18 protein-coding genes are annotated in these 23,151 nt (G+C 45.0%); 9 read left to right on the forward strand and 9 right to left on the reverse strand.

All coding sequences use genetic code 11. From position 1 onward, the window contains the following. Positions 1-143: 143 nt before the first annotated feature. Positions 144-1,433, forward strand: coding sequence for an NAD(P)/FAD-dependent oxidoreductase (locus tag CAG69_RS12005; RefSeq protein ID WP_005390626.1), 1,290 nt, complete (start codon positions 144-146; stop codon positions 1,431-1,433). Positions 1,434-1,514: 81 nt separating this feature from the next. Here the strand turns inward: CAG69_RS12005 and CAG69_RS12010 are convergent, their stop codons facing one another. The 4 genes from CAG69_RS12010 to CAG69_RS12025 form a co-directional block, all read right to left on the reverse strand. Beyond that, positions 1,515-2,063 (reverse strand): GNAT family N-acetyltransferase, encoded by a 549-nt coding sequence (locus CAG69_RS12010; protein WP_161444366.1) that lies wholly within the window; start codon positions 2,061-2,063, stop codon positions 1,515-1,517. Positions 2,064-2,226: 163 nt separating this feature from the next. Continuing rightward, the gene (locus CAG69_RS12015) at positions 2,227-2,997 is read right to left on the reverse strand and encodes a peptidoglycan binding protein CsiV (RefSeq protein ID WP_074191059.1); all 771 of its coding nucleotides are present in this window, start codon (positions 2,995-2,997) and stop codon (positions 2,227-2,229) included. Between the two features lie 7 nt (positions 2,998-3,004). After that, positions 3,005-6,466: a transcription-repair coupling factor gene (gene mfd / locus CAG69_RS12020; RefSeq protein WP_161444368.1), complete on the reverse strand. Its 3,462-nt coding sequence runs from the start codon at positions 6,464-6,466 to the stop codon at positions 3,005-3,007. Positions 6,467-6,471: 5 nt separating this feature from the next. After that, positions 6,472-7,041 carry a hypothetical protein gene (locus CAG69_RS12025; RefSeq protein ID WP_006742154.1) on the reverse strand — a complete coding sequence of 190 codons (570 nt, stop codon included), beginning with the start codon at positions 7,039-7,041 and terminating at the stop codon, positions 6,472-6,474. Positions 7,042-7,290: 249 nt separating this feature from the next. On the opposite strand from CAG69_RS12025, the gene lolC reads away from it, so the two are divergent. The 3 genes from lolC to lolE are packed head-to-tail and all read left to right on the forward strand — an operon-like array spanning position 7,291 to position 10,446. Next, positions 7,291-8,499 carry a lipoprotein-releasing ABC transporter permease subunit LolC gene (gene lolC / locus CAG69_RS12030; RefSeq protein ID WP_161444370.1) on the forward strand — a complete coding sequence of 403 codons (1,209 nt, stop codon included), beginning with the start codon at positions 7,291-7,293 and terminating at the stop codon, positions 8,497-8,499. Then, positions 8,492-9,199, forward strand: a complete 708-nt coding sequence (gene lolD / locus CAG69_RS12035; protein WP_005378457.1) for a lipoprotein-releasing ABC transporter ATP-binding protein LolD — start codon at positions 8,492-8,494, stop codon at positions 9,197-9,199. The genes lolC and lolD overlap by 8 nt, the downstream gene beginning before the upstream one ends. Before the next feature lie 2 nt (positions 9,200-9,201). Beyond that, complete coding sequence (gene lolE / locus CAG69_RS12040; RefSeq protein WP_161444372.1) at positions 9,202-10,446, forward strand: lipoprotein-releasing ABC transporter permease subunit LolE; 1,245 nt, start codon at positions 9,202-9,204, stop codon at positions 10,444-10,446. Positions 10,447-10,594: 148 nt separating this feature from the next. On the opposite strand, the gene CAG69_RS12045 is transcribed toward lolE, so the two are convergent. Then, a complete protein-coding gene (locus CAG69_RS12045; RefSeq protein WP_005390643.1) occupies positions 10,595-11,104 on the reverse strand; it encodes a DUF2062 domain-containing protein in 510 nt (169 codons plus the stop codon). 8 nt (positions 11,105-11,112) lie between these two features. Between CAG69_RS12045 and CAG69_RS12050 the strand changes: the two genes are divergently transcribed. From CAG69_RS12050 to kdsB, 5 genes are read left to right on the forward strand one after another with little or no spacing between them, the layout of a single operon-like run. After that, positions 11,113-13,371: a DNA internalization-related competence protein ComEC/Rec2 gene (locus CAG69_RS12050; protein WP_161444374.1), complete on the forward strand. Its 2,259-nt coding sequence runs from the start codon at positions 11,113-11,115 to the stop codon at positions 13,369-13,371. 31 nt (positions 13,372-13,402) lie between these two features. After that, the gene (msbA, locus tag CAG69_RS12055) at positions 13,403-15,151 is read left to right on the forward strand and encodes a lipid A ABC transporter ATP-binding protein/permease MsbA (RefSeq protein ID WP_006742148.1); all 1,749 of its coding nucleotides are present in this window, start codon (positions 13,403-13,405) and stop codon (positions 15,149-15,151) included. Positions 15,152-15,156: 5 nt separating this feature from the next. Further along, complete coding sequence (lpxK, locus tag CAG69_RS12060) at positions 15,157-16,164, forward strand: tetraacyldisaccharide 4'-kinase (RefSeq protein WP_161444376.1); 1,008 nt, start codon at positions 15,157-15,159, stop codon at positions 16,162-16,164. Beyond that, on the forward strand, positions 16,145-16,324 hold the full coding sequence (locus CAG69_RS12065; protein ID WP_005390649.1) for a Trm112 family protein: 180 nt from the start codon (positions 16,145-16,147) through the stop codon (positions 16,322-16,324). Before lpxK ends, CAG69_RS12065 begins: the two co-directional genes overlap by 20 nt. Next, the gene (gene kdsB / locus CAG69_RS12070; RefSeq protein ID WP_005390653.1) at positions 16,324-17,079 is read left to right on the forward strand and encodes a 3-deoxy-manno-octulosonate cytidylyltransferase; all 756 of its coding nucleotides are present in this window, start codon (positions 16,324-16,326) and stop codon (positions 17,077-17,079) included. The genes CAG69_RS12065 and kdsB overlap by 1 nt, the downstream gene beginning before the upstream one ends. Before the next feature lie 77 nt (positions 17,080-17,156). Here the strand turns inward: kdsB and CAG69_RS12075 are convergent, their stop codons facing one another. The 4 genes from CAG69_RS12075 to CAG69_RS12090 form a co-directional block, all read right to left on the reverse strand. Continuing rightward, complete coding sequence (locus CAG69_RS12075) at positions 17,157-18,716, reverse strand: SpoVR family protein (protein WP_006742146.1); 1,560 nt, start codon at positions 18,714-18,716, stop codon at positions 17,157-17,159. 11 nt (positions 18,717-18,727) lie between these two features. Beyond that, positions 18,728-19,999 (reverse strand): YeaH/YhbH family protein, encoded by a 1,272-nt coding sequence (locus CAG69_RS12080; RefSeq protein ID WP_005390656.1) that lies wholly within the window; start codon positions 19,997-19,999, stop codon positions 18,728-18,730. 47 nt (positions 20,000-20,046) lie between these two features. Continuing rightward, positions 20,047-21,981 (reverse strand): PrkA family serine protein kinase, encoded by a 1,935-nt coding sequence (locus tag CAG69_RS12085; RefSeq protein ID WP_005390658.1) that lies wholly within the window; start codon positions 21,979-21,981, stop codon positions 20,047-20,049. A gap of 486 nt (positions 21,982-22,467) precedes the next feature. Continuing rightward, a complete protein-coding gene (locus CAG69_RS12090) occupies positions 22,468-22,968 on the reverse strand; it encodes a YfbU family protein (RefSeq protein ID WP_005390659.1) in 501 nt (166 codons plus the stop codon). Between the last annotated feature and the right edge of the window lie 183 nt (positions 22,969-23,151).

Consider the following 23,151-nt stretch of genomic DNA (forward strand, 5'->3'; position numbering starts at 1 on the left):
AATTAGGCAGCAGTTTTTAATCCAAATAAATTGAGACACCTCTAAGAACCAAGAATTCATCGGTTGGATGTATGGCACAGCATGTCTGTGAGCCATATGTCGAGCTGAACCCCATATATTCATTTTTGTAGAGGAAAATCATTGTGACACGCATTATCGTTGTAGGCGGCGGTGCTGGTGGTCTTGAGTTGGCAACTAAGCTTGGCCGAACTCTAGGTCGCAAGAACCGTGCGCAAATTACGCTAGTAGATCGTAAAGCGAGCCACTTGTGGAAGCCATTATTGCATGAAGTTGCAACTGGCTCTTTGGACGAAGGGGTGGATGCTCTGAGTTATCGAGCTCATGCAAAAAACCACAGCTTCGATTTCCAAATGGGTAGCCTTCAAGACATCGACCGCGAACGTAAAGTGATCATCTTAAGTGAGCTTAAAGATGAGCATGGTGAGCTTCTGATGCCAAGCCGCGAGCTAGAATACGACATTCTGGTCATGGCGATTGGTTCAACATCAAACGACTTCAACACTCCTGGCGTTCGTGAGAACTGTATTTTCCTAGACAGTCCAGAACAAGCGCACCGTTTCCGCACAGAAATGAACAATGAGTTCCTAAAACTGCACGCGAAAAACGGTAACGGTACGGTGGATATCGCGATTGTTGGTGCTGGTGCAACTGGCGTTGAGCTATCTGCAGAACTACACAATGCCGTTAAAGAGCTGCGTACTTACGGCTTTGGCGATCTTGACTCTAGCAAGCTGAACGTCAACCTGATTGAAGCAGGTGAGCGTATTTTACCAGCGTTACCTCCACGTATTTCTTCTGCTGCTCATCAAGAGTTGGTGAAGTTGGGCGTAAACGTACGCACTGCAACCATGGTGACTAAAGCTGAAAAAGATGGCCTCACCACGAAAGATGGTGAGAAGATCCCGGCACAAATCATGGTTTGGGCTGCGGGTATTAAAGCACCAGATTTTATTAAAGATATCGCTGGTTTAGAAACGAACCGTATCAACCAGCTGGTAGTGAAAAATACACTACAAACGACGCGTGATGATGACATTTTCGTTATTGGTGACTTAGCACAATGTACTCAGGCTGATGGTTCGTTTGTTCCACCACGTGCGCAAGCTGCGCACCAAATGGCAAGCCAAGCATTCAGCAACATCGTTGCGAAGATCAACGGACGCGAGCTGAAAGATTATGTGTATAAAGATCACGGCTCATTGGTGTCTCTAAGCCGTTTCTCTACCGTTGGTAGCTTGATGGGCAACCTAACCAAAGGGTCGATGATGGTAGAAGGCCGTATTGCACGTGTCGTTTATATCTCGTTATATCGAATGCACCTGATGGCGTTGCACGGCGTATTTAAAACCGGACTGATGATGCTTGTGGGCCGTATCAACCGAGTACTGCGTCCAAACCTTAAGCTTCACTAAGACGCCAAATTCACATCTACGCGGATTGCGCGGATGCATCTTCGAAATATAAAAAGCCACCGCAAGTCGGTGGCTTTTTGTTTATGTTAGATCTGTCGGTAAAAGTGAGTACACAACGCCATCCTTAGGCTTACCATGAAAAATAAACCGGTTTCTGGCGATGGTTTCTTTTTGCGCACCGACTGACTCAATTAAGGTTTGGCTTGCTTCGTTGTCGGGGTCACAGACAATTTCCAGTCGAGTTAAACTCAGCTTTGCAAAGCAGAATTCAGCCAAGGCTCTAACGGCTTCTTGAGCATAGCCCTGTCGTTGATAGCGGTCAGCAACCCAGTAGCCAATACTTGCCATATTAAACGTGTGATATAACTCGTTTACGGCGGCCATTCCTACTAAAGTGTTACCTTGTCGTTCATAGATACCGAAACCGAAAGCTTCTGTTTTTACCCAGTTAAGTCGGGTTGCTAACAGGAAGTCCTGTGCATCTTTCAACGTAACGTTTTGATTACACCAATCTAGCCACTGGTGTAGGGAAGGGGATTCTGCAAGCAAACGTTGTAGTAAGTGAGCTTCTTCAGAAGGGATGAGCTTGAGCGCTAAGCGGGGCGCAATGATTTCAAAATCTGGACTCATGAACTGATACGACTTCCATGTTGAGCTTAAGTAATTTGAAAACTGTCTACTTCATACTGTAACGCAGTTATTTTCCTTGCTCTGCGTTGGTTAGGAATAACTGAGGACATAACAGATAAAAACAAAGCGCAGCATTTGCTGCGCTTTGTTGAATCACTCGTGCTTATCGAACGCGACGAACTTGAATGATCATGCCCATCAATGGGTTGTCTAGGTAATGAGTCTCACTACTACGCATACGGCGTTTTTGATCCATTCGGTAGCTCTTGAGGAACTTTTCTTCTGTTATTGTAGGAGAGATTTCCGCCAAGTTACCGACTTGAACATTGCCATCGACCTCACCTAAATCATCCGCCAATTGCTCAGTTGAAGTTGGTTCAAAACGCACTTCTCTAACACTTGGCTCGCGCAGGTCTAGTGTCGTTTCAGCGAATAGATAATGCTGCACGTAAATTTGGAATCGGCCGTCTAGTTCATACAAAGGACCGTTGACTGTCTCTTCACTGTAACCGTCAGTGGAAAATGTCTGAGTACTGCCATTGATTGGACTACCATCTGCGTGATAAGAATCAGAAAAATCTCGTCCACCAACAATACGGAAAATTGGGGCGCTAGATTTGCCTCGGTCACCTTGACGCCATGCTACGTGTTTAAGCACTTTAAACCCAGCATGGTTGTTTAATGCCGCTTCTTGCGCATTCAGGCGGAAAGATGAGCGTGGCAGTAGTGTTACGCCTTTAGAGCGACGGTATGATTCACTCTCTAAGCTGCCGACATTTTCCATATCGATTTTTGGCAGTTGATTCGGCCAAGATTCAGTGGTGCTTTCAGCGTCGACTGCTCGCTTGAAAATGATCACTTCAATATCAAATTGACGCTGTGCCCAAGAAGGCATTGAGACACATAGAAGCAATAACGGGATCAGTATTCTCATTCGACTATTAGCTCGTTGGTAATAAATTCTGTTTAAAATCATTCAGTAAGTCTTGAACAAACTGAATGCGTTTACGTCGGTCCGCCAATGGTACGCTAAACTTGAACTTAGTTGGACCTTCCATTGCAAATTTTTGCGGCTGTGATTGCAGCAGTTTAACCAAATACGCTGGATTTATGTCAGCATCAGGGTAAAACTCGATAAATCCACCTTTATCATGGGCTTCTATCTTTTTCGCTTTTAGGCTACCAGCCGAAATTTTCAATTCTGAGACAGCAAGTAAGTTCTTCGTCGCGTCTGGAAGCAGTCCAAATCGATCGATAAGTTCCACTTTGAGCTCTGAGAGTTCTTCACCACTCGTAACGCTCGCAATACGTTTGTACATCGACAGTCGTGTATTCACATCCGGGATGTAATCGTCTGGCAAGAGCGCTGGGATTCGCATTTCAACTTCAGTTTGTTCACGAAGCAGCTCGTCCAAAGAAGGTTCTTTACCTTCTTTCAATGCTTGGACTGCTTGTTCCAGCATTTCCATGTACAGTGTAAAACCAACCGATTGAATTTGCCCACTTTGCTCGTCACCAAGCAGTTCACCAGCCCCACGGATTTCCAAGTCGTGAGTTGCTAGAGTAAAGCCTGCGCCTAAGTCTTCCAGTGAAGCAATCGCATCAAGACGCTTGATAGCATCTTTGGTCATGGCTTTTGGATGTGGCGTTAATAAGTAAGCATAGGCTTGATGATGAGAGCGTCCAACACGGCCACGCAATTGGTGCAGTTGCGCTAAACCAAGGTTGTCTGCACGATCCATAATAATGGTATTCGCCGTTGGTACGTCGATACCGGTCTCGATGATCGTTGTACACACCAATACATTAAAGCGCTGGTGGTAGAAATCATTCATGATGCGCTCAAGTTCGCGCTCGCGCATTTGACCATGTGCCACGGTAATTCGTGCTTCAGGAATCAGATTTTGCAAGTCTTCCGCGGTTTTCTCGATAGTCTCTACCTGATTGTGCAGGAAGTAAACCTGACCACCACGCATGATTTCACGCAGTACCGCCTCACGGACCACAGATTCTTCTCTTTGACGAACAAAGGTTTTGATCGCTAAACGACGCGCTGGAGGTGTCGCGATGATCGACAGATCGCGCATGCCACTCATGGCCATATTCAGGGTACGTGGAATTGGTGTTGCGGTGAGGGTAAGAATATCCACATCCGCACGCATTGCTTTGACTTTTTCTTTTTGACGAACCCCGAAGCGGTGTTCCTCGTCAACGATCAACAAACCTAAATCTTTGAATTTAATATCGCTTGAAAGCAGCTTATGCGTACCGACGACAATATCGACTTTACCATCTGCAACGTCTTGCAAAATGACTTTTTGTTCTTTGGCCGATTTAAAACGAGACAGTACTTCAACTCGGATTGGTAAGTTGGCAAAACGGTCACGGAAGTTTTCGAAATGCTGCTGAGCAAGCAGGGTTGTCGGTACGAGAACGGCGACCTGTTTACTGTTATCCGTTGCGACAAATGCTGCGCGCATAGCGACTTCTGTTTTACCAAAGCCCACGTCACCACACACTAGGCGATCCATCGCTTTTGCTTGGCACATGTCTGACAAGACGGCATTGATGGCCATCGCTTGGTCATCCGTTTCTTCAAATGGGAACGTTGCTTTAAACGTTGCGTATTGCCCACGATCTAGCTCAAATTTGAAGCCTGGTTTTAATTCTCGTTTAGCGTAAACATCCAGCAACTCGGCCGCGACATCACGCACTTTTTCTGCCGCTTTACGACGTGCTTTTGCCCAAGCCTCGCCACCCAATTTATGCAGTGGTGCACTTTCTTCAGCACCGCCTGAATAACGGCTAATAAGGTTTAGTGATGAAACTGGTACGTAGAGCTTGGCATCGTTTTGGTACTCAAGGGTGACGTATTCCGTTTTCATGCCACCAGCTTCAAGTGTTTGCAAACCGATGTAGCGGCCAATGCCGTGATCAATATGAACCACGGGTTGACCGGGTTTCAATTCCGCAAGGTGGCGAATAACGGTGTCACTGTTGACTGCTTTTTTATCTTTGCGGCGTCGCTGGATAACGCGGTCACCAAGTAGATCACTTTCACAGATCAGAGCGAAGTTCAGCTCTTCGTGAATGAAACCATGCTCTGCAGCGCCTAAGATCAAACTGAAGCGATCACCCGAATCTAGAGCTTGGTAAAGTGAGCCATGTACGACTGGGCGAACTTTGATGCCTTGCAACAGTTCCGTTAGTGCTTCACGACGACCTTCTGACTCTACCGAGAAAACAATTTTGCCGCTGAATTGCTCACTGAATTGACGAAGACGCGAAAGCGGTTCTTTATTTTGTTGCTGAACGCCAAGCTCGGCTAATGATTGTACTGGTAGGTTTTGACGACCAGCACGCTTAACCACTTTCTCTAGGCTCAATTGAGCCATAGGGAGCTGTTTTAGTTGGCTGAAGAGTTCGTCTTTTTTCAGCCAAAGTTGTTCAGGAGTCAAAAGAGGACGTAGTGGATCAACTTTTTTCTGGTCGTACCGATATTCGACATCGGTTAAGAAAGTATCGACCGCAGATTCAATATCACCATATGTGATGACTTGAGAGTCTTCTGGCAAATATTCAAATAAAGTCTCGGTATGGTCAAAAAACAGCGGTTGCCAATACTCAATACCAGCGGGCCAAGTGCCTTTGGTCACTTGCATGTAGATCGATTCTGGCTCTCGGCGTGCTTCAAATTGGGTGCGCCAACGTGTACGGAAATCCTCAATCGCTTCTTTAGTGGTTGGGAATTCATGTGCAGGCAGCAATTGGATTTGCTGAATATCGTCGATAGAGCGTTGGTTCTCTGGGTCAAACGTGCGAATGGTATCTATCTCATCATCAAAGAAGTCGATGCGATACGGGTCATCGCTGCCCATAGGAAAGAGATCCAGAATCGACCCACGGCTCGCGTATTCACCTGGCCCAAATACTTGGTCTACGTGGCGGTAGCCCGAATTTTCAAGTTGTACACGTAGCTTCTCAAGCGAGAGTCGATCACCAGTTTTCACCATTAAAGTGTGTTGCAACAGAAAATCACGTGGCGATTGGCGTTGCAATACTGTACTGACCGGGACGATGGTTATGCCATCACGTTGGCTTGGCAGTTGGTATAGGCGCGCGATACGTTCAGAGATGATTTCTTGATGCGGAGAAAAGTTATCGTAAGGCAGTGTTTCCCAATCAGGGAACAGGCTTACTGTTTGGTCGGTGAATTGTTCAATCTCCGCTTGAAGCTTTAAAGCGATTTGCGGGTCAGGCACGACCAGTAGCGAGTGACTCGAATGCTGCTTGGCTAGCTCAGCAATAGCTAGAGGTAGAGCCGCGCCCGGTAAATTACCTAGCTGTTTTTTGTCGCCACGCTCAGAAGGATTGGTGACGGAAAGAATCGTTGCTTTTGTCATAGGAGTTATTTTTTATCTCGCTCCATCGAGCGCTGACGTAAAAGTTTTTGTTGTTGATATAGTGCCGCTTTTATCAGCAAATCTTGGTCAGATTCACGTAGCATCTTATATCTAAGAGTGATAATGAAATCTTGCTCTGAAGCATCACATTCTTCTACTTGAGCGTAACCGTAAATCGCTGCAGCAGGATGATCGAGAAACAGTTTAACACGAACGAGTTGTTGGGCAGATAGCGCTGTATCTGAACGGTAACTGAGTTGGCTGGCGCCAAACTTCGTGGTTTGATATCGAATGGAGGCGTCATCTTGTTGTGAAAGCATAAAGCTCAACAAGAGGTTAAGTTTCGCGTTTTGCGTATCAAGCAAGTTAATCACATGCTTTAAATCTTTGTTTTTTAGCTCTAGACGTGCATTGTCTGCCAACATATCTAGATGGCTAAATTCGCTGGCAACAATAAACGGTGCTGGAATTTCGGAGACAAAGGTTTCTTCATCTGGCAAAGCAAAATCCGCACTCAACGTTTCGACGTTGATAGTGAGATTATGATGGACGGTAAAGTATTCTTGCTCTGTCATATAGTCGGTCCTTTTGCCAGCGAGCGCTCCCTGTTCACTCAACAAACAAAGAGAAGTAGGGCACTGATTATCGCTAACTGAATGAAGTTATCAAGTTTACCTGATTTGTCCTTGAACTTTTTGCCCTAAATACAGACTTATTGCATGTCGTTGACAAATTTAGCGATTCTCTTGTCTTCTTAATGAGAAGAGTAAGGTAAGATAATCTGCTAAAGCTTTATATCAAAACAACCAGTTGGTTTGTCTTATATGTATCATCCTATCTCATTATTTATTGGTTTGAGATATCTTCGGGGACGCTCTGGGGATAGGTTCAGCCGATTTGTTTCTTATATGTCGACGGCGGGTATTACGATCGGTGTAATGGCGTTGGTGACGGTTCTTTCTGTGATGAATGGGTTCGAATCGCAGTTAAAAGAGCGCATTTTAGGTGTGCTGCCTCACGCTGTTGTTTCACAACACGATGGAAAAACGCCGTTGACCGAGTCTGCCCCTCCATTTGTTCAAGCGATGTCGAGTGAATCTGAACCGGAGCCTATCGTTCGTGGAGAGGCTGTAATTCAGAGTTCTGCGCAACTGACGGCAGGTTATCTCATTGGCATTGAACCAAAGAAAGGCGATCCGATTAGCAACCATTTGATTGCCGGGCGATTATCGTCGCTTCAAGCGGGCGGTTACAACGTCTTTTTAGGTCATAGCTTGGCGCGCTCGCTAAAGGTATCAATGGGGGATAAAGTGCGCTTAATGGTGACCAACGCGACGCAGTTTACCCCACTTGGCCGTATTCCTAGCCAGCGCAATTTTACTGTCGCTGGTATTTTCAATACGGGATCGGACGTTGATGGTCAATTAATGATTGTTAACATGACGGATGCATCTAAGCTGATGCGTTTTCCGAAAGACACGGTTTCTGGTTGGCGTGTCTTTTTCTCTGATCCATTTATGGTGACGGATTTTGCTGATCAACCCATGCCTGACGGGTGGCAATGGAGTGATTGGCGCGAACAGCGTGGTGAGCTTTTCCAAGCGGTGAAAATGGAAAAGAACATGATGGGACTCATGCTAGGTCTAATTGTGGGTGTCGCTGCATTCAATATTATCTCCGCTTTGATCATGGTGGTAATGGAGAAACAATCCGAAGTCGCAATATTGAAAACTCAAGGCATGACTCAATCTCAAGTGATGACCATTTTCATGGTGCAAGGTGCAAGCAGTGGTGTAATTGGCGCGATTGTTGGTGGTGCTGCGGGCGTGATCTTGTCACTTAACCTGAACGCTATTCTTGAATCTGCTGGTGTGGCGCTATTCAGTTTTGGTGGTCATCTACCCATCTTGATTGATTCACTGCAAATTCTTTTAGTGGTGGTGTTGGCGATTGCTCTTAGCCTTGCTGCTACGCTTTATCCTTCTTATCGAGCATCTTCTGTTAAACCTGCTGAGGCACTTCGCTATGAATAAGCTATTAGAATGTCGTGATATTCGTAAAGTCTACCGAGAGGGTTCGTTAGATACGGAAGTGTTGAAAGGCGTAAGTTTCGATATCGATAAAGGGGAGCTGGTTTCTATTGTTGGCTCTTCTGGTTCTGGGAAAAGTACCTTATTGCATATTTTAGGCGCGTTAGATGACGCAACTCATGGTGAAGTTGATTTTCTAGGGCAAAACCTATCAGCTTTAAGTTCGAATAAACAGGCGGCTTTACGCAACAAGCACCTTGGTTTTGTATACCAGTTTCATCACTTGTTAGCTGATTTTACTGCGCTTGAAAACGTGGCGATGCCACTGATGATTGGCGGTGCTAAAGTAGCGGATGCAAAACAGGCGGCTAAAGCGCTGTTAGATAAAGTTGGTTTGAGTCATCGGATGCAACATAGACCCTCCGAGTTATCGGGCGGTGAGCGTCAACGTGTTGCGATTGCGCGTGCATTGGTGAATAAACCTGATCTGGTCTTGGCTGATGAACCTACGGGGAACTTAGATCACAATACGGCACTGTCTATCTATGATTTGATGCGCGAGCTCAATAAAGAGTCAAACATTGCATTTTTGGTTGTCACGCATGACAAAGAGCTGGCAGCAAAAATGGATCGTCAAATGCACATGCAAGATGGTTTGCTCGTGGATCGTTTTGTGACTGATACAGCATCTGCGGAGGGCTAGTTTTGTTTACCTCTTTAGCTTTGATGATTGGTGGTCGCTTCAGTCGAGCGAAAAAGCGCAACAAGATGGTGTCTTTCATATCGCTTTCTTCGACCATTGGTATTGCGGTTGGCGTTGCTGTGATCATTATCGGTTTGTCTGCAATGAATGGCTTTGAGCGCGAGCTGCAATCGCGTGTGTTGTCTGTGATCCCACACGGCGAGTTAGAAGGTGTTAATGGACCACTTCATGACTACACCAAAACGATGAATCAAGCTCTAAAACATGAACATGTTGTTGCGGCAGCACCGTATGTTCGTTTTACGGGCTTGGCAGAAAAAGGCAGTAAGCTAAAAGCGATAGAAGTTCGTGGTGTAGAGCCTACTTTCGAGCAAGCGGTGTCGAGCTTATCGAATTTTATTGACCAAGAAGCTTGGCAAAACTTTTATGCCGGTCAGCAGCAAGTGATCTTAGGCCGAGGTGTAGCAAACGAGCTAAATGTCGCCGTGGGGGATTACATTACGTTGATGATTCCGCAAACAGGCGGCGCAAATAAAGTGCAGGCTCCTAAGCGTGTACGCGTGAAGGTGTCAGGGTTCTTAACGTTGAATGGCCAAATCGACCACTCTCTAGCGTTAGTACCATTAGCGGATGCTCAGCAATACGCGAGATTAGGGGAAGGGGTCACTGGCATTTCACTAAAAACTGACGATGTTCTCAATGCGCCTTCTATTGTTCGCGAGGTTGGTAGCATGGTGGATGTTTACGTGTATTTGAAAAGCTGGCAGCAAAAGTTTGGTTTTTTGTATCGCGATATTCAGCTCGTGCGCACCATTATGTACTTGGTGATGGTTTTGGTGATTGGCGTGGCATGTTTTAATATTGTGTCTACGTTGATGATGGCAGTGAAAGACCGAGCGGCGGAAATTGCAATTTTGCGAACAATGGGAGCAAAAGATAGCCTAATCAAACGGATCTTTGTTTGGCAAGGTGTGTTCTCTGGTGTATTCGGCAGTCTCGTCGGCAGTGTTATTGGTGTCTTAGTGGCGTTAAACCTGACTCCGTTAATTAAAGGGTTAGAGAGCTTAATCGGTCATCAGTTTTTATCGGGTGATATTTACTTCGTCGACTTCTTACCATCACAGTTACACTGGCCAGACGTAGCATTGGTGTCGGTGACGGCGATCGTTTTGAGTTTGCTTGCAACGTGGTATCCCGCTTCTCGCGCCGCGAAGTTAAATCCGGCAGCGGTGCTGAGTTCTAAATAACCAACCGTTTTACAATACGAGAAAAGCAAAAAGGACCGAATTCGGTCCTTTTTTGTATTTATCCAACTTGAGCGACATCGTGTTTCATTCTAACTGTTAGGTGCCCCTCAACTGATAGCGCAAATGCTGATTTTTATGCAGTAACGTCTTATCTTATTTTGCGTTTTTGCCAGCTCCGAACCACTGAGTAGCGCCAAAGTCCTCTAATGCCGAAGTAGCCAATAATCGCGGATACGACACCACAGATAGCACAGCCTAATAAGAATGGAGGGCCAATAGTGCTCATCTGTTGCATGATGAATTCCCATGAAAGTTCAAAGTGGAAAGGTTGCGGAGGAACATGCATCACTAAAGCGCCAAGCTTATACGCAAAATAAAATAACACAGGCATGGTGATAGGGTTGCTTATCCATACCAAAGCGACGGAGAGAGGTAAATTGACGCCAAGCATGATTGCCAAACCTGCAGCCATGATCATTTGGCTTGGTAGCGGAACAAATGCCATAAATAACCCGACAGCAAAAGCCCCAGACGCCGAGCGACGATTTAAACACCACAAGTTCGGGTTGTACAACACATTGCCGAAGACCTTCAATGCTTTTTGGCGTTTGATCAATTCATGATCTGGCATGAAGCGTTTTATCAGCTTTCTAGGCATAGGACAGCATGACTCTCTCAGAAAAAAGTTGGACCTTGGCGTTATTTGTAGCGAGCGTAATTTCGTCAGCTTGGTGGCCGACAATACCAGATTGGCGTTGGTTGCTGCTGGGAATAATAACCACTGGCTCAATAATCAAATTACGTCGTGGCTTAATTAGCATAGGCGCAATTGCGGGCTTTATGGTTGTCATCGTCCACGGCAATGTATTGGAGTCTCAGAGACAAGCCCTTTTTCAAGCAGGGGAGAATATTACCATAATTGGTAAAGTTGACAGCCCTTTTACGCAAATAAGTCACGGATATGAAGGCATTGTGGCTCTAAAAAAGGTAAATTCTCAAACTCTGTTACCTTTTCTTAAACCTAAAATCCGTCTTATTACGTCTTTTCCCCTCGATGTTAACAGTGAGTTTACGACATCCGTCTCGTTAAAGCCGATTACAGGCCTACGCAACGAAGCTGGTTTTGACGCCGAAAAGCACGCAATGGGTAAAAGTATTATCGCACGCGGTGTTGTTAACAAGGATGTTACCTGGATTATTCGCTCTACTACATCTTTGCGCCAAGCCATTATCGCTGATGTTTCGGAGGATGTGTCCTCCCTTCATCATTTCTCGTTAATAAATGCGTTAGTTTTTGCCGATCGCTCTTGGTTATCTAAGGAAGATTGGCAAGCACTCAGAGACAGTGGTTTACTGCACTTGGTCTCGATTTCGGGCTTACATATTGGTATGGCGTTTACTTTTGGGCTAGTGGTGGGCGGTGCCATTCGTTATGCGTTACCTCAATACCAGCTATTGCCTAGCTTATGTGGGCTGATGTTTGCCGTTGCCTATGCTTGGTTAGCGGACTTCTCATTACCTACTACCCGCGCGGTGTCGGTATGTATTATTTACGTCGTTCTCAAATATACTTTAGTGCACTGGGCTTCCTGGCGAGTACTTTTGCTCGCGGTAGCGCTACAACTGCTTGTTCAACCTTTTGCATCGTATAGCATGAGTTTTTGGTTATCGTATTTGTCAGTTTGCGCAGTGTTGTTCGCAATCAATTTGATTCGGCATCAAAACGGGGGCTGGAAGGCGAAGTTAAAAGTGCTATTGCTTACTCAATTGATGTTGAGTGTGTTAATCGTGCCTATTAGTGGCTATTACTTTTCTGGTTTCAGTTTGTCATCAATTGCATACAACTTGGCGTTTATTCCTTGGTTCGGATTTATCGTTGTGCCTTTGATGTTTCTGGCCCTGTTCTCATCTTTATTTCTTGAAATGATAGCAAAGTCTCTGTGGCAGTTGGTGGACTGGTCATTGCAGCCATTGAGCACGTCAATTCAGTACGCGATAGGCTCCTGGCAACCCATTAGTATAGAAATGACAGGGTTGATTCTGGCGGGAATTATTTGCTTGGTGTTTCAACGATTCATGTTTCAGTACGCGTGGTGTTTGTTACTTGGCATTGTAATTAGTATTAAGCTCACATCGGAATATGATCAGCAACATTGGCGCATTGATGTACTAGATGTGGGCCATGGCCTTGCGGTGATTGTAGAAAAAGACGATAAAGTGTTGCTCTATGACACAGGTAAAGCATGGCAAAATGGCAGTATTGCGGAGCAGGTCGTCACTCCGGTCTTGCATCAACGAGGTTATGAAAGCATCGATACGATGATCCTCAGCCATTCCGACAATGACCATGCAGGAGGGCGCTTGTTCATTGAAGATGCCTTTTCGCCACAGCGCAAACTCAGTAGCCAAAATTTTATCGGATATGAGTCTTGTACTCGCGGCGATCATTGGAAATGGCAAGGGTTAAATATAGAAGTACTTTGGCCTCCTACTCTTGTTCAACGCGCATATAATCCGCACTCTTGTGTGCTACGTCTTACCGACCCTATTTCTACGTTCAGTATGCTTTTTACTGGTGATATTGAGACCATTAGTGAGTGGATCTTGCTCAGGGAGCCTGAAAAGTTAAAAAGTGATGTGATGTTGGTCCCTCACCATGGTAGTAAAAGTTCGTCGAATCCTCGCTTTATTGAGGCGGTAAACCCGAGTGTGGCCGTTGCTTCTTTGGCAAAAAATAATCAATGGGGAATGCCGGCAGAACATGTTGTTGCAGCATATCGCAAGCTTGACATTACTTGGCTTGATACTGGGGAATATGGTCAGGTAAGCTTCTCTATTCACCGTGATAATTGGCGCTCAGAAACCAAACGTAGCGATACATTTGAGCCTTGGTATAGGCAGATGCTGCGTAAGGGAGTAGAATGAGAGTCTTAATGTAAGAAAATAAAGCACTTCTATGTCGATAAATACTGATGAAACGACTTGGCAGACGTTTAAGCGTCTATGGCAATTTATTCGCCTTTACAAGTCAGGTCTTGTCGTTGCAGTCATTGCATTAGTTATTAATGCTATATCAGATACCTATATGATTTCCCTATTAAAACCATTACTAGATGAAGGTTTTGGGAACGCTGAATCTGATTTTCTACGCACGCTTCCATTGATTATTTTTGCCATGATGTTTGTCCGTGGCATAAGTGGATTTGTCTCCACATACTGTTTGAGCTGGGTATCCGGCAATGTGGTTATGCAAGTCCGCCGTATGGTATTCAATCACTTTATGCATATGCCTGTGTCTTACTTCGATAAGGAAAAGACGGGCAATTTATTGTCACGCATTACCTACGATTCAGAGCAAGTATCTGCGGCAACTAGCCAAGCGTTAGTGAGCATCGTTCGCGAAGGTGCAAGTATCATTGGCCTGTTAGTCCTGATGTTTTACAACAGCTGGCAGTTGTCGTTAGTGCTGTTTGCTGTTGCTCCTGTTGTCGCGTGGGGTATTGGTGTCGTTTCTAAACGTTTTAGAAAAATATCCAAAAATATGCAGACAATGATGGGCAACGTGACTGCGTCAGCAGAGCAGATGCTGAAAGGCCATAAAGTCGTGTTGAGCTACGGCGGCCAGGATATCGAGCGTCAACGATTTGAGAAGGTCAGCAACCAAATGCGTCAACAAAGCATGAAGTTGGTGACGGCTCAAGCGGCGGCTAACCCTATCATCCAAATGATTGCGTCACTTGCTATTGTTGCCGTTCTTTACTTAGCAAGTATTGACTCGATTAAAGAGCAACTGACACCAGGTACATTTACTGTTGTATTCTCTGCGATGTTTGGTTTGATGCGTCCGCTTAAAGCGCTTACTAACGTTACCTCTCAGTTCCAACGTGGTATGGCCGCGAGCCAAACGCTCTTTGCGTTGATTGACCTTGAGCCTGAGAAAAACGAAGGTAAGTTGACAGTTGAACGCGCAAATGGCGATGTTTCAGTTAAAAACGTAAGCTTTACTTATACTGGCGCAGAAAAGCCAGCATTGGAAAATGTCAGCTTCGATATTCCAAGAGGGAAGACCGTTGCGCTGGTTGGTCGTTCCGGTTCCGGTAAAAGTACCATCGCGAACTTGTTCAATCGTTTCTATGATGTTGATAGTGGCTCCATCACATTAGACGGACATGATATTCGTGAATACGAGTTAAAGAACTTGCGTCAGCAGTTTGCGCTAGTATCACAAAATGTGCATTTATTTAATGACACGATTGCAAACAATATTGCTTACGCAACGGATGGAAAATACGAGCGCAGTGATATCGAGAAAGCGGCAAAACTCGCGCATGCTATGGAATTCATCAGCAAAATGGATGATGGACTTGATACCATGATTGGTGAAAATGGCGCGAGTCTATCTGGTGGTCAACGTCAACGTGTCGCTATTGCACGTGCTCTATTGCGTGATGCACCGGTATTGATTCTTGATGAGGCGACCTCTGCTTTGGATACGGAATCAGAACGCGCTATCCAAGCTGCATTAGATGAGCTGCAGAAAGACAAAACGGTACTCGTGATTGCGCACCGCTTGTCAACTATCGAGAAAGCCGATGAGATTCTTGTGGTTGATGATGGCGCCATCATTGAGCGTGGCAACCATGCCGATCTTATTGCAAAAAATGGTGCGTATGCACAATTGCACCGTATTCAGTTTGGTGAATAGACGCGGTGGTTGAAAAAATCTGGTTTGAAAACCATCCAATAAAATACCTATTGTGGCCGCTTTTGTGGCCACTGAGTGTATTCTTTGGAGCAATAAGTAAGTCTAAGCGAAAGCAATATCAAACAGGCCGTAAGCAAGCCTACAACGCGCCTATCCCTGTTATTGTTGTCGGAAATATCACAGCTGGTGGTAATGGCAAAACGCCAGTTGTGGTTTGGCTTGTTGAGCAACTGCAACAGCTTGGGCTTAAGCCAGGGGTCGTTTCTCGTGGCTATGGAGCAAAAGCTCCGGCCTATCCGTTAGTGCTAAAAGAAGATACGCCTGCGAAACATTGTGGTGATGAGCCTAAGTTGATTCATCGCCGCACAGGAGCGCCTGTTGCGGTAGACCCGGTGCGTTCAAATGCTGTGAAAGCACTGTTAGAGTCAGGTGTGGATATCATTATTACGGACGATGGGTTACAACATTATGCGTTAGGCCGTGATATTGAGTTAGTGATTGTGGATGGGAATCGCCGATTTGGGAATGAAAGCCTCATTCCGCTTGGCCCACTTCGTGAAGGGGTCGAGCGTCTTGCTGAAGTCGACTTTATCATCACCAATGGTGGTCAAGCACATACGGGCGAAATCGCAATGACTTTAGCGCCATCTAAAGCCATTAACCTCAAGACTAAGCAACTTGTGGACGTTTCTGAGTTAAAAGAGCTAGTGGCATTTGCAGGGATTGGGCATCCACCACGATTTTTTCATACACTAAAATCGATGAACGCAGATGTTAAAGTCACAAAAGGTTTTGCTGACCATCAAGACTTTGACCAACAAGAATTAGAAGCATTGGCTCAACAAGGGGCCAATGTGATTATGACCGAGAAAGATGCCGTCAAGTGCAGCCATTATGCGCAAGATAATTGGTGGTATCTGCCTGTATCTGCCCAGTTTGAACCAAACGATGCAGAGCAAATTTTAAATAGAATAAAAGAGGTTAAAGCGGCTTATGGATCACCGTCTGCTTGAGATTGTAGCTTGCCCTGTTTGCAAAGGTAAGCTGACGTACGATAAAGAGAATCAAGAGTTGATCTGCAAATTGGATCGCCTCGCTTACCCGATCAAAGAGGGTATTCCCGTTCTGCTCGAGCCTGAGGCTCGTACTATGAGTATGGATGAGGGACGCTAATGTCTTTTACGGTTGTCATTCCTTCGCGTTACGCATCGAGCCGTTTGCCTGGTAAACCGTTGGCGGATATTGGCGGTAAGCCAATGGTTCAGTGGGTTTACGAGCAAGCGCTACAAGCGGGTGCGGAAGATGTTATCGTGGCAACTGATGACGAGCGTGTTGCTGATGCTGTCTCGTCGTTTGGTGGTAAAGTCTGTATGACCTCTCCTAACCACGAATCAGGTACTGAACGCCTTGCTGAAGTTGTTGAAAAGATGGCTATTCCTGCAGACCACATTATTGTTAATGTGCAAGGGGACGAGCCTTTGATTCCACCGTCTATCATTCGTCAGGTTGCTGATAACTTATCGGGGTGTGATGCTCCGATGGCGACATTAGCCGTAGAAATAGACTCGGAAGAAGAAGTGTTCAATCCGAATGCAGTTAAAGTTGTGGCTAATGAGCAAGGCTATGCGATGTACTTTAGCCGAGCAACTATCCCTTGGGATCGCGATAACTTTGCCAAACAAGACAAAATCATTGCCAATCCATTAATGCGTCATATTGGTATTTATGCTTATCGAGCTGGTTTCATTAATACGTATGTAAACTGGGCTCCGAGCGCATTGGAGCAGATCGAGTGCCTTGAGCAACTACGAGTGCTTTGGTACGGTGAAAAAATTCATGTAGCGGTAGCGAAAGAAGCGCCAGCAGCCGGCGTTGATACGCCAGAAGATCTAGAGGCGGTGCGCGCTATTGTGGCGAAGCAAGCATAACCAAAGGTCACATTGAATTAAGAACGAGAAAGGCTCCTGAATTAGGAGCCTTTTTGTTGCTTATATCCAAGTATTAATTAGATGTTTGTGTCATATTGGTTCCGTTTAGGGCAGGTCGCTAAGACTTCTCTGTGACCTGTGTCTTTTACTTCTTGCAGAATGACATCAAATCCCCACAATCGGTATACGTGTTTCAGAACTTCTTCATAACTGTCATCAAGTGGGATTCGGTTATGAGGTACGTATTGCAACGTGAGTGAGCGATCACCACGAACATCGACATTAAATACCTGAATGTTTGGCTCAAGATTAGATAAGTTGTACTGAGCGGCTAAGGTTTCTCTAATGCGTTTATAACCCATCTCATCGTGTATCGCGGCGACTTCAATAAAGTTTTTATGGTCATCATCGTTGATCGCAAACAGTTTGAAATCACGCATTAATTTCGGAGAAAGGTATTGGCTAATGAAGCTTTCATCTTTGAAATTATGCATCGCGAAATGTACCGCATCTAACCAATCCGTTCCTGCCAAGTCCGGAAACCACTCCTTGTCCTCATCAGTTGGTTCTTCACAGATACGTTTAATATCTCGGAACATGGCAAAGCCCAAGGCGTATGGATTAATACCATTAAAGTAAGGGCTATTATAAGGCGGTTGAGCTACCACACTGGTATGGCTATGTAAGAACTCTAGTATGAACTTTTCGGATACCAAACCCTCATCGTAAAGATGGTTGAGAATGGTATAATGCCAGAATGTTGCCCAGCCTTCGTTCATTACCTGCGTTTGTTTTTGCGGATAAAAATACTGACTGATTTTGCGTACAATCCGCACGACTTCACGTTGCCACGGCTCTAGTAGCGGGGCATGCTTTTCGAAAAAGTAGAGCAAGTTTTCCTGAGGCTCGCTTGGGAACCGTTCTTTAAGATCTTCCTCTTTGGTTTTGGCTCTTGGTACTGTGCGCCACAATTCATTCACTTGAGACTGTAAGTATGCCTCGCGTTCTTCTTGTCGCGCTTTCTCTTCGGTAATGGAGATTTTCTCTGGTCGCTTGTAACGATCTACACCAAAGTTCATTAAGGCGTGGCAGGAGTCGAGCAGTTTTTCCACTTCCTGTACCCCATATCGCTCCTCACATTCAGCTAAATACTTTTTGGCAAACAGCAAATAATCGATGATGGAGCTAGCGTCCGTCCAGGTTTGGAACAGATAATTACCTTTGAAGAAAGAGTTGTGCCCGTAACAAGCGTGAGCAATCACTAGCGCTTGCATTGTCACGGTATTTTCTTCCATCAAATAGGCGATACACGGATTGGAGTTAATGACAATCTCGTAGGCTAACCCCATTTGACCATGCTTATAGTTCTGTTCCGTTTGGATGAACTTTTTACCAAACGACCAGTGGTTGTAATTGATGGGCATACCAATACTTGAGTAGGCATCCATCATTTGCTCGGAAGTAATCACTTCTATCTGGTTAGGGTAAGTGTCTAGGCGATAGTGTTGTGCGACACGCTTAATCTCTTTGTGGTAGCGTTCCAACAGCTCAAATGTCCAATCCGGTCCATCTGGCAACATTTTACTATTACGCTTCTTAGGCGCCTCTCCTGAGAGGTTTTTCGTTGCGGTACTCATCGCTAGCCTCCTTACGCCGTTTCTTTTTGGAATAGTTCACGGAAGACTGGGAAAATATCCTCCACAGAGCGAATGTTTTTCATTGCGAAGTTCGGAAATTCATCGGTGAGTTTTTCGTACTCATGCCATAGAGTTTGGTGCGAGCGTCGCGTAATTTCTATGTAGGAGTAGTACTGACAGTTTGGCAGTAGTTTGTTCACTAATAGATCGCGGCATCTTGGCGAGTCATCTGCCCAGTTATCGCCATCAGATGCTTGCGCAGCATAAATGTTCCATTGTCCAATTGGATAGCGCTCTTTTACGATTTCGTCCATCAGTTTCAATGCGCTGGATACAATAGTGCCCCCGGTCTCTTGCGAGTAGAAGAACTCGTGTTCGTCCACTTCTTTCGCTTGGGTGTGGTGGCGAATAAAGACGACGTCTACATTCTCGTAAGTACGAGTTAAAAACAGGTATAACAGAACGTAAAAACGTTTTGCGATGTCTTTCGTTGCTTGATCCATCGAGCCCGATACGTCCATCAAACAAAACATCACAGCTTGACTAGATGGTACAGGGCGTTTTTCATAGTTTTTAAAGCGTAAGTCGAAGGTGTCAATAAATGGAACCCCCTCAATTTTCTTACGCAGCTCTTCAATTTCAGCCTTCAAGCGGTTCTCTTCAAACTGCTGAGCGGGTTCAATGTTTTTGATACGAGCAAGTTCATCTTCTAGCTCTTTGAGAAGACGTTTCTTACCTGCGGTCATTGCCGTACGTCGTGCAAGAGATTGTTGTAGCGAACGTACTACCGCAATGTTTGAAGGGATACCAGCAGTTTGAAAGCCTGCGCGGTGCGTTTTCCATTCAGTAATTTTGGCAATTTGGTTTTTTTCTAGATTAGGCAGCTCGAGATCTTCGAACAAAATATCGAGGTACTCATCTTTTGATATTTGGAATACAAATTCGTCTTGGCCTTCTCCATCTGGACTGGCATTGCCTTCTCCCGAGCCACTACCTTGACCGCCACCTTTAGGACGCTCAATTTTATCACCAGTAATGAACTGGTCATTGCCGGGATGAACTCGTTCGCGAACACCACCTTTGCCTTGATGAAAGATCGGCTCATTGATGTCTTTGTGAGGGATAGAGACGTCTTCGCCCGTTTCCGTATTCGTAATCGAGCGTCGATTCACTGCGTCTGCTACCGACTCTTTTATTTGCTCTTTGTGGCGCTTCAAGAAGCGCTGTCGATTAACAGCGCTCTTGTTCTTGCCATTGAGCCTTCGGTCTATAAATTGCGCCATGAAATAGCCCTCTTCATGTTTCACAAGCGACCTAACTCAATACTGGGTTAGGATGACTTACGTACTCGTAGGTACCACTCAGAAAGTAGGCGAACCTGTTTCTCGGTATAGCCTTTTTCCATCATGCGAGCGACAAAGTCGTCATGCTTCTTCTGATCTTCAGAAGAGGTTTTCGCATTAAATGAGATAACCGGAAGTAGCTCTTCGGTATTGGAGAACATTTTCTTCTCGATTACTGTGCGCAGTTTTTCGTAGCTGGTCCAAACCGGGTTTTGACCATTGTTATTCGCTTTCGCACGAAGCACAAAGTTAACGATTTCGTTTCGGAAATCTTTCGGGTTAGAAATGCCAGCTGTTTTTTCGATCTTCTCTAGTTCAGCATTCAGTGAAGAGCGATCAAATAGCTGACCAGTTTCTGGATCTCGGTACTCTTGGTCTTGAATCCAGAAGTCTGCGTAGGTGACATAGCGGTCGAAGATGTTCTGACCGTATTCAGAGTAAGACTCGAGATAAGCGGTCTGAATCTCTTTACCAATAAATTCAACGTAGCGAGGCACTAGGTAGCCTTTCAAGAACTCGAGATATTTCTCTGCCGTTTCAGCAGGGAACTGTTCACGTTCAACCTGTTGTTCAATCACATAGAACAGGTGTACAGGGTTGGCTGCCACCTCGGTTTGGTCGAAGTTAAATACGCGCGACAAAATCTTAAAGGCGAAACGTGTAGAGAGACCATTCATGCCTTCATCGACACCCGCATAATCACGATACTCTTGATAGCTTTTCGCTTTCGGATCGGTGTCTTTTAGCGTTTCACCATCGTAGACGCGCATTTTTGAGAAAATGGATGAGTTTTCAGGTTCTTTCAGGCGTGAAAGAATACTGAATTGCGCTAGAGTTTCGAGCGTGCTTGGAGAGCAAGGGGCCTGAGACAGCTCACTGTTTTCAAGCAGTTTTTGGTAGATTTTCACTTCTTCGGATACGCGGAGACAGTAAGGTACTTTTACAATGTACACACGGTCGAGGAAGGCTTCGTTATTTTTGTTGTTACGGAAAGTCTGCCACTCAGATTCGTTCGAGTGAGCCAGAATCATACCGTCGAATGGAATCGCAGATAGACCTTCAGTACCGTTGAAGTTACCTTCTTGCGTTGCCGTCAATAGTGGGTGAAGTACTTTGATCGGCGCTTTGAACATCTCAACGAATTCCATTAAACCTTGGTTTGCTTTACACAGCGCACCGGAGTAGCTGTAGGCATCTGGGTCGTCTTGCGAATAATGTTCGAGTTTGCGGATATCGACTTTACCAACCAGTGATGAAATATCTTGGTTGTTTTCATCCCCAGGTTCTGTTTTAGCAATACCGATCTGATCGAGAATTGAAGGGCGAACTTTCACTACCTTAAATTTAGTGATATCGCCGCCAAATTCATGAAGGCGCTTAGCGGCCCATGGCGACATAATCGAGCGAAGATAACGTTGCTCGATGCCATATTCTTTTTTCAAAATATCGCCGTCTTCCGTGGCTTTGAATAGACAGAATGGATGGTCATTCACTGGGCTACGTTCGCCATTAGCAGTAAGAACATAGATAGGCATCTGTTCCATCAAAGCCTTAAGTTTTTCAGCAAGTGAGGACTTACCACCGCCGACAGGACCGAGTAGGTAAAGGATCTGCTTACGTTCCTCTAAACCTTGCGCCGCGTGTTTTAGGTAAGACACAATTTGCTCTATGGCATCTTCCATACCATAAAAATCTTTAAAGGTTTCATAACGAGAGATAACACGATTCGAGAAGATGCGGCTCAATCTCGGGTCTTTTGCCGTATCGATTATCTCTGGTTCACCGATCGCCATCAGTAGGCGTTCTGCTGCATTAGCATAAGCGCTTTTGTCATCCTTACACAGGGCTAGAAACTCCTGTAACGACATCTCTTCATCTTTTGCAGCTTCATATCTTGATTGATAGTGGTCGAAAATACTCATGTCGCTTTCCCCTTTAATAGTCAGTCTACCGACGAACGTTGATTCAGGCTTTCCCACCTATTGTTATGCTCCTTGTTGTTTGAATATACGTCCTGTTATCACATTTGGTTCGTACAGAATGTAAGATTGGCGACACCAAAGACTTTGCTTTATGGACAGTTTTTTCATTACAACGGTGAGCGGTGGGTATGAATCTTTCAATCACAGCCTTTCTCTACTTAAGCCTAGTCGGGGATTTGCAATTTTGCTTAACAATTATGAATTTATTGCAAAAGTGACATTTGAATCACTCTTTCACTGAAGATGAATTTATGTCGTGAATAGGTGCAATAGAAATCAGATATTTGGCAAAGACAGAAGGGTCTCAGTGATTCATTGCTCTACATCGCACAAGGGAAGCGTAAGAAGGTGAAAAAGCAGCGGTAAGGTTGTGACAGGGCAAATAAAAAAGGAAAGCGAGTGCTTTCCTTTTCGTAGACGAATAGTTTATGCGCTGAAGATTTGTGCAAGCTCGTTTTCGCATAAATGGTACTGACGAGGGCAGTTGCGCCAAGTTTGTAGCATACGACGGTATTTATCCAGCATTGGCATTTGGCTGTTAAAGTGATGGTCTGCTTTATCAAATTGAGGGTACAGACCTTCAGAATCAATAAGGAAGCGTACGTAATGGACTTGTTGGGCCTCTGAAGCAATATCAAACCCAAGGAACTGCAAGCGGCGCTGATCCACTTTGTTACGATCTTCGGTATCGAGCATGTTGTAAGATTCTTGCATCGCGTGATACATCTCCATAACGTCGATGATCTCACGACACTCCGCTTCTGAGAGACAGCCGAAATCTTTATTCAACTCACGCATTTGTAGCTCATAGCCACGTTCAACGATCGTTTGTAAGCGTTTGTATTTGGCCGCATTACTTGGATCAAGTTGAGACATAAGGTTGTATTGGTTTGATAGAATCAAACGTTGAGCGTTTGACATTTCCATGATGACCTCACTAGATATCTAATACATTTTTAATGTGCTTAGGTTAACGCTTAAGACATGAGTGAAACATGATCTCAACACATATTTAATACTAAAAAATGGCAAGAACCGTCACTTTTGACCAGTTTAAAAACACTTATTTATGGTAATGATTGTATATGTAGTCTCGGTCCGAAAATACTC

The organism is Vibrio sp. V43_P6S15P86 (genome assembly GCF_009904725.1).
In the GTDB taxonomy this organism is placed as follows: Bacteria; Pseudomonadota; Gammaproteobacteria; order Enterobacterales; family Vibrionaceae; genus Vibrio; species Vibrio diabolicus.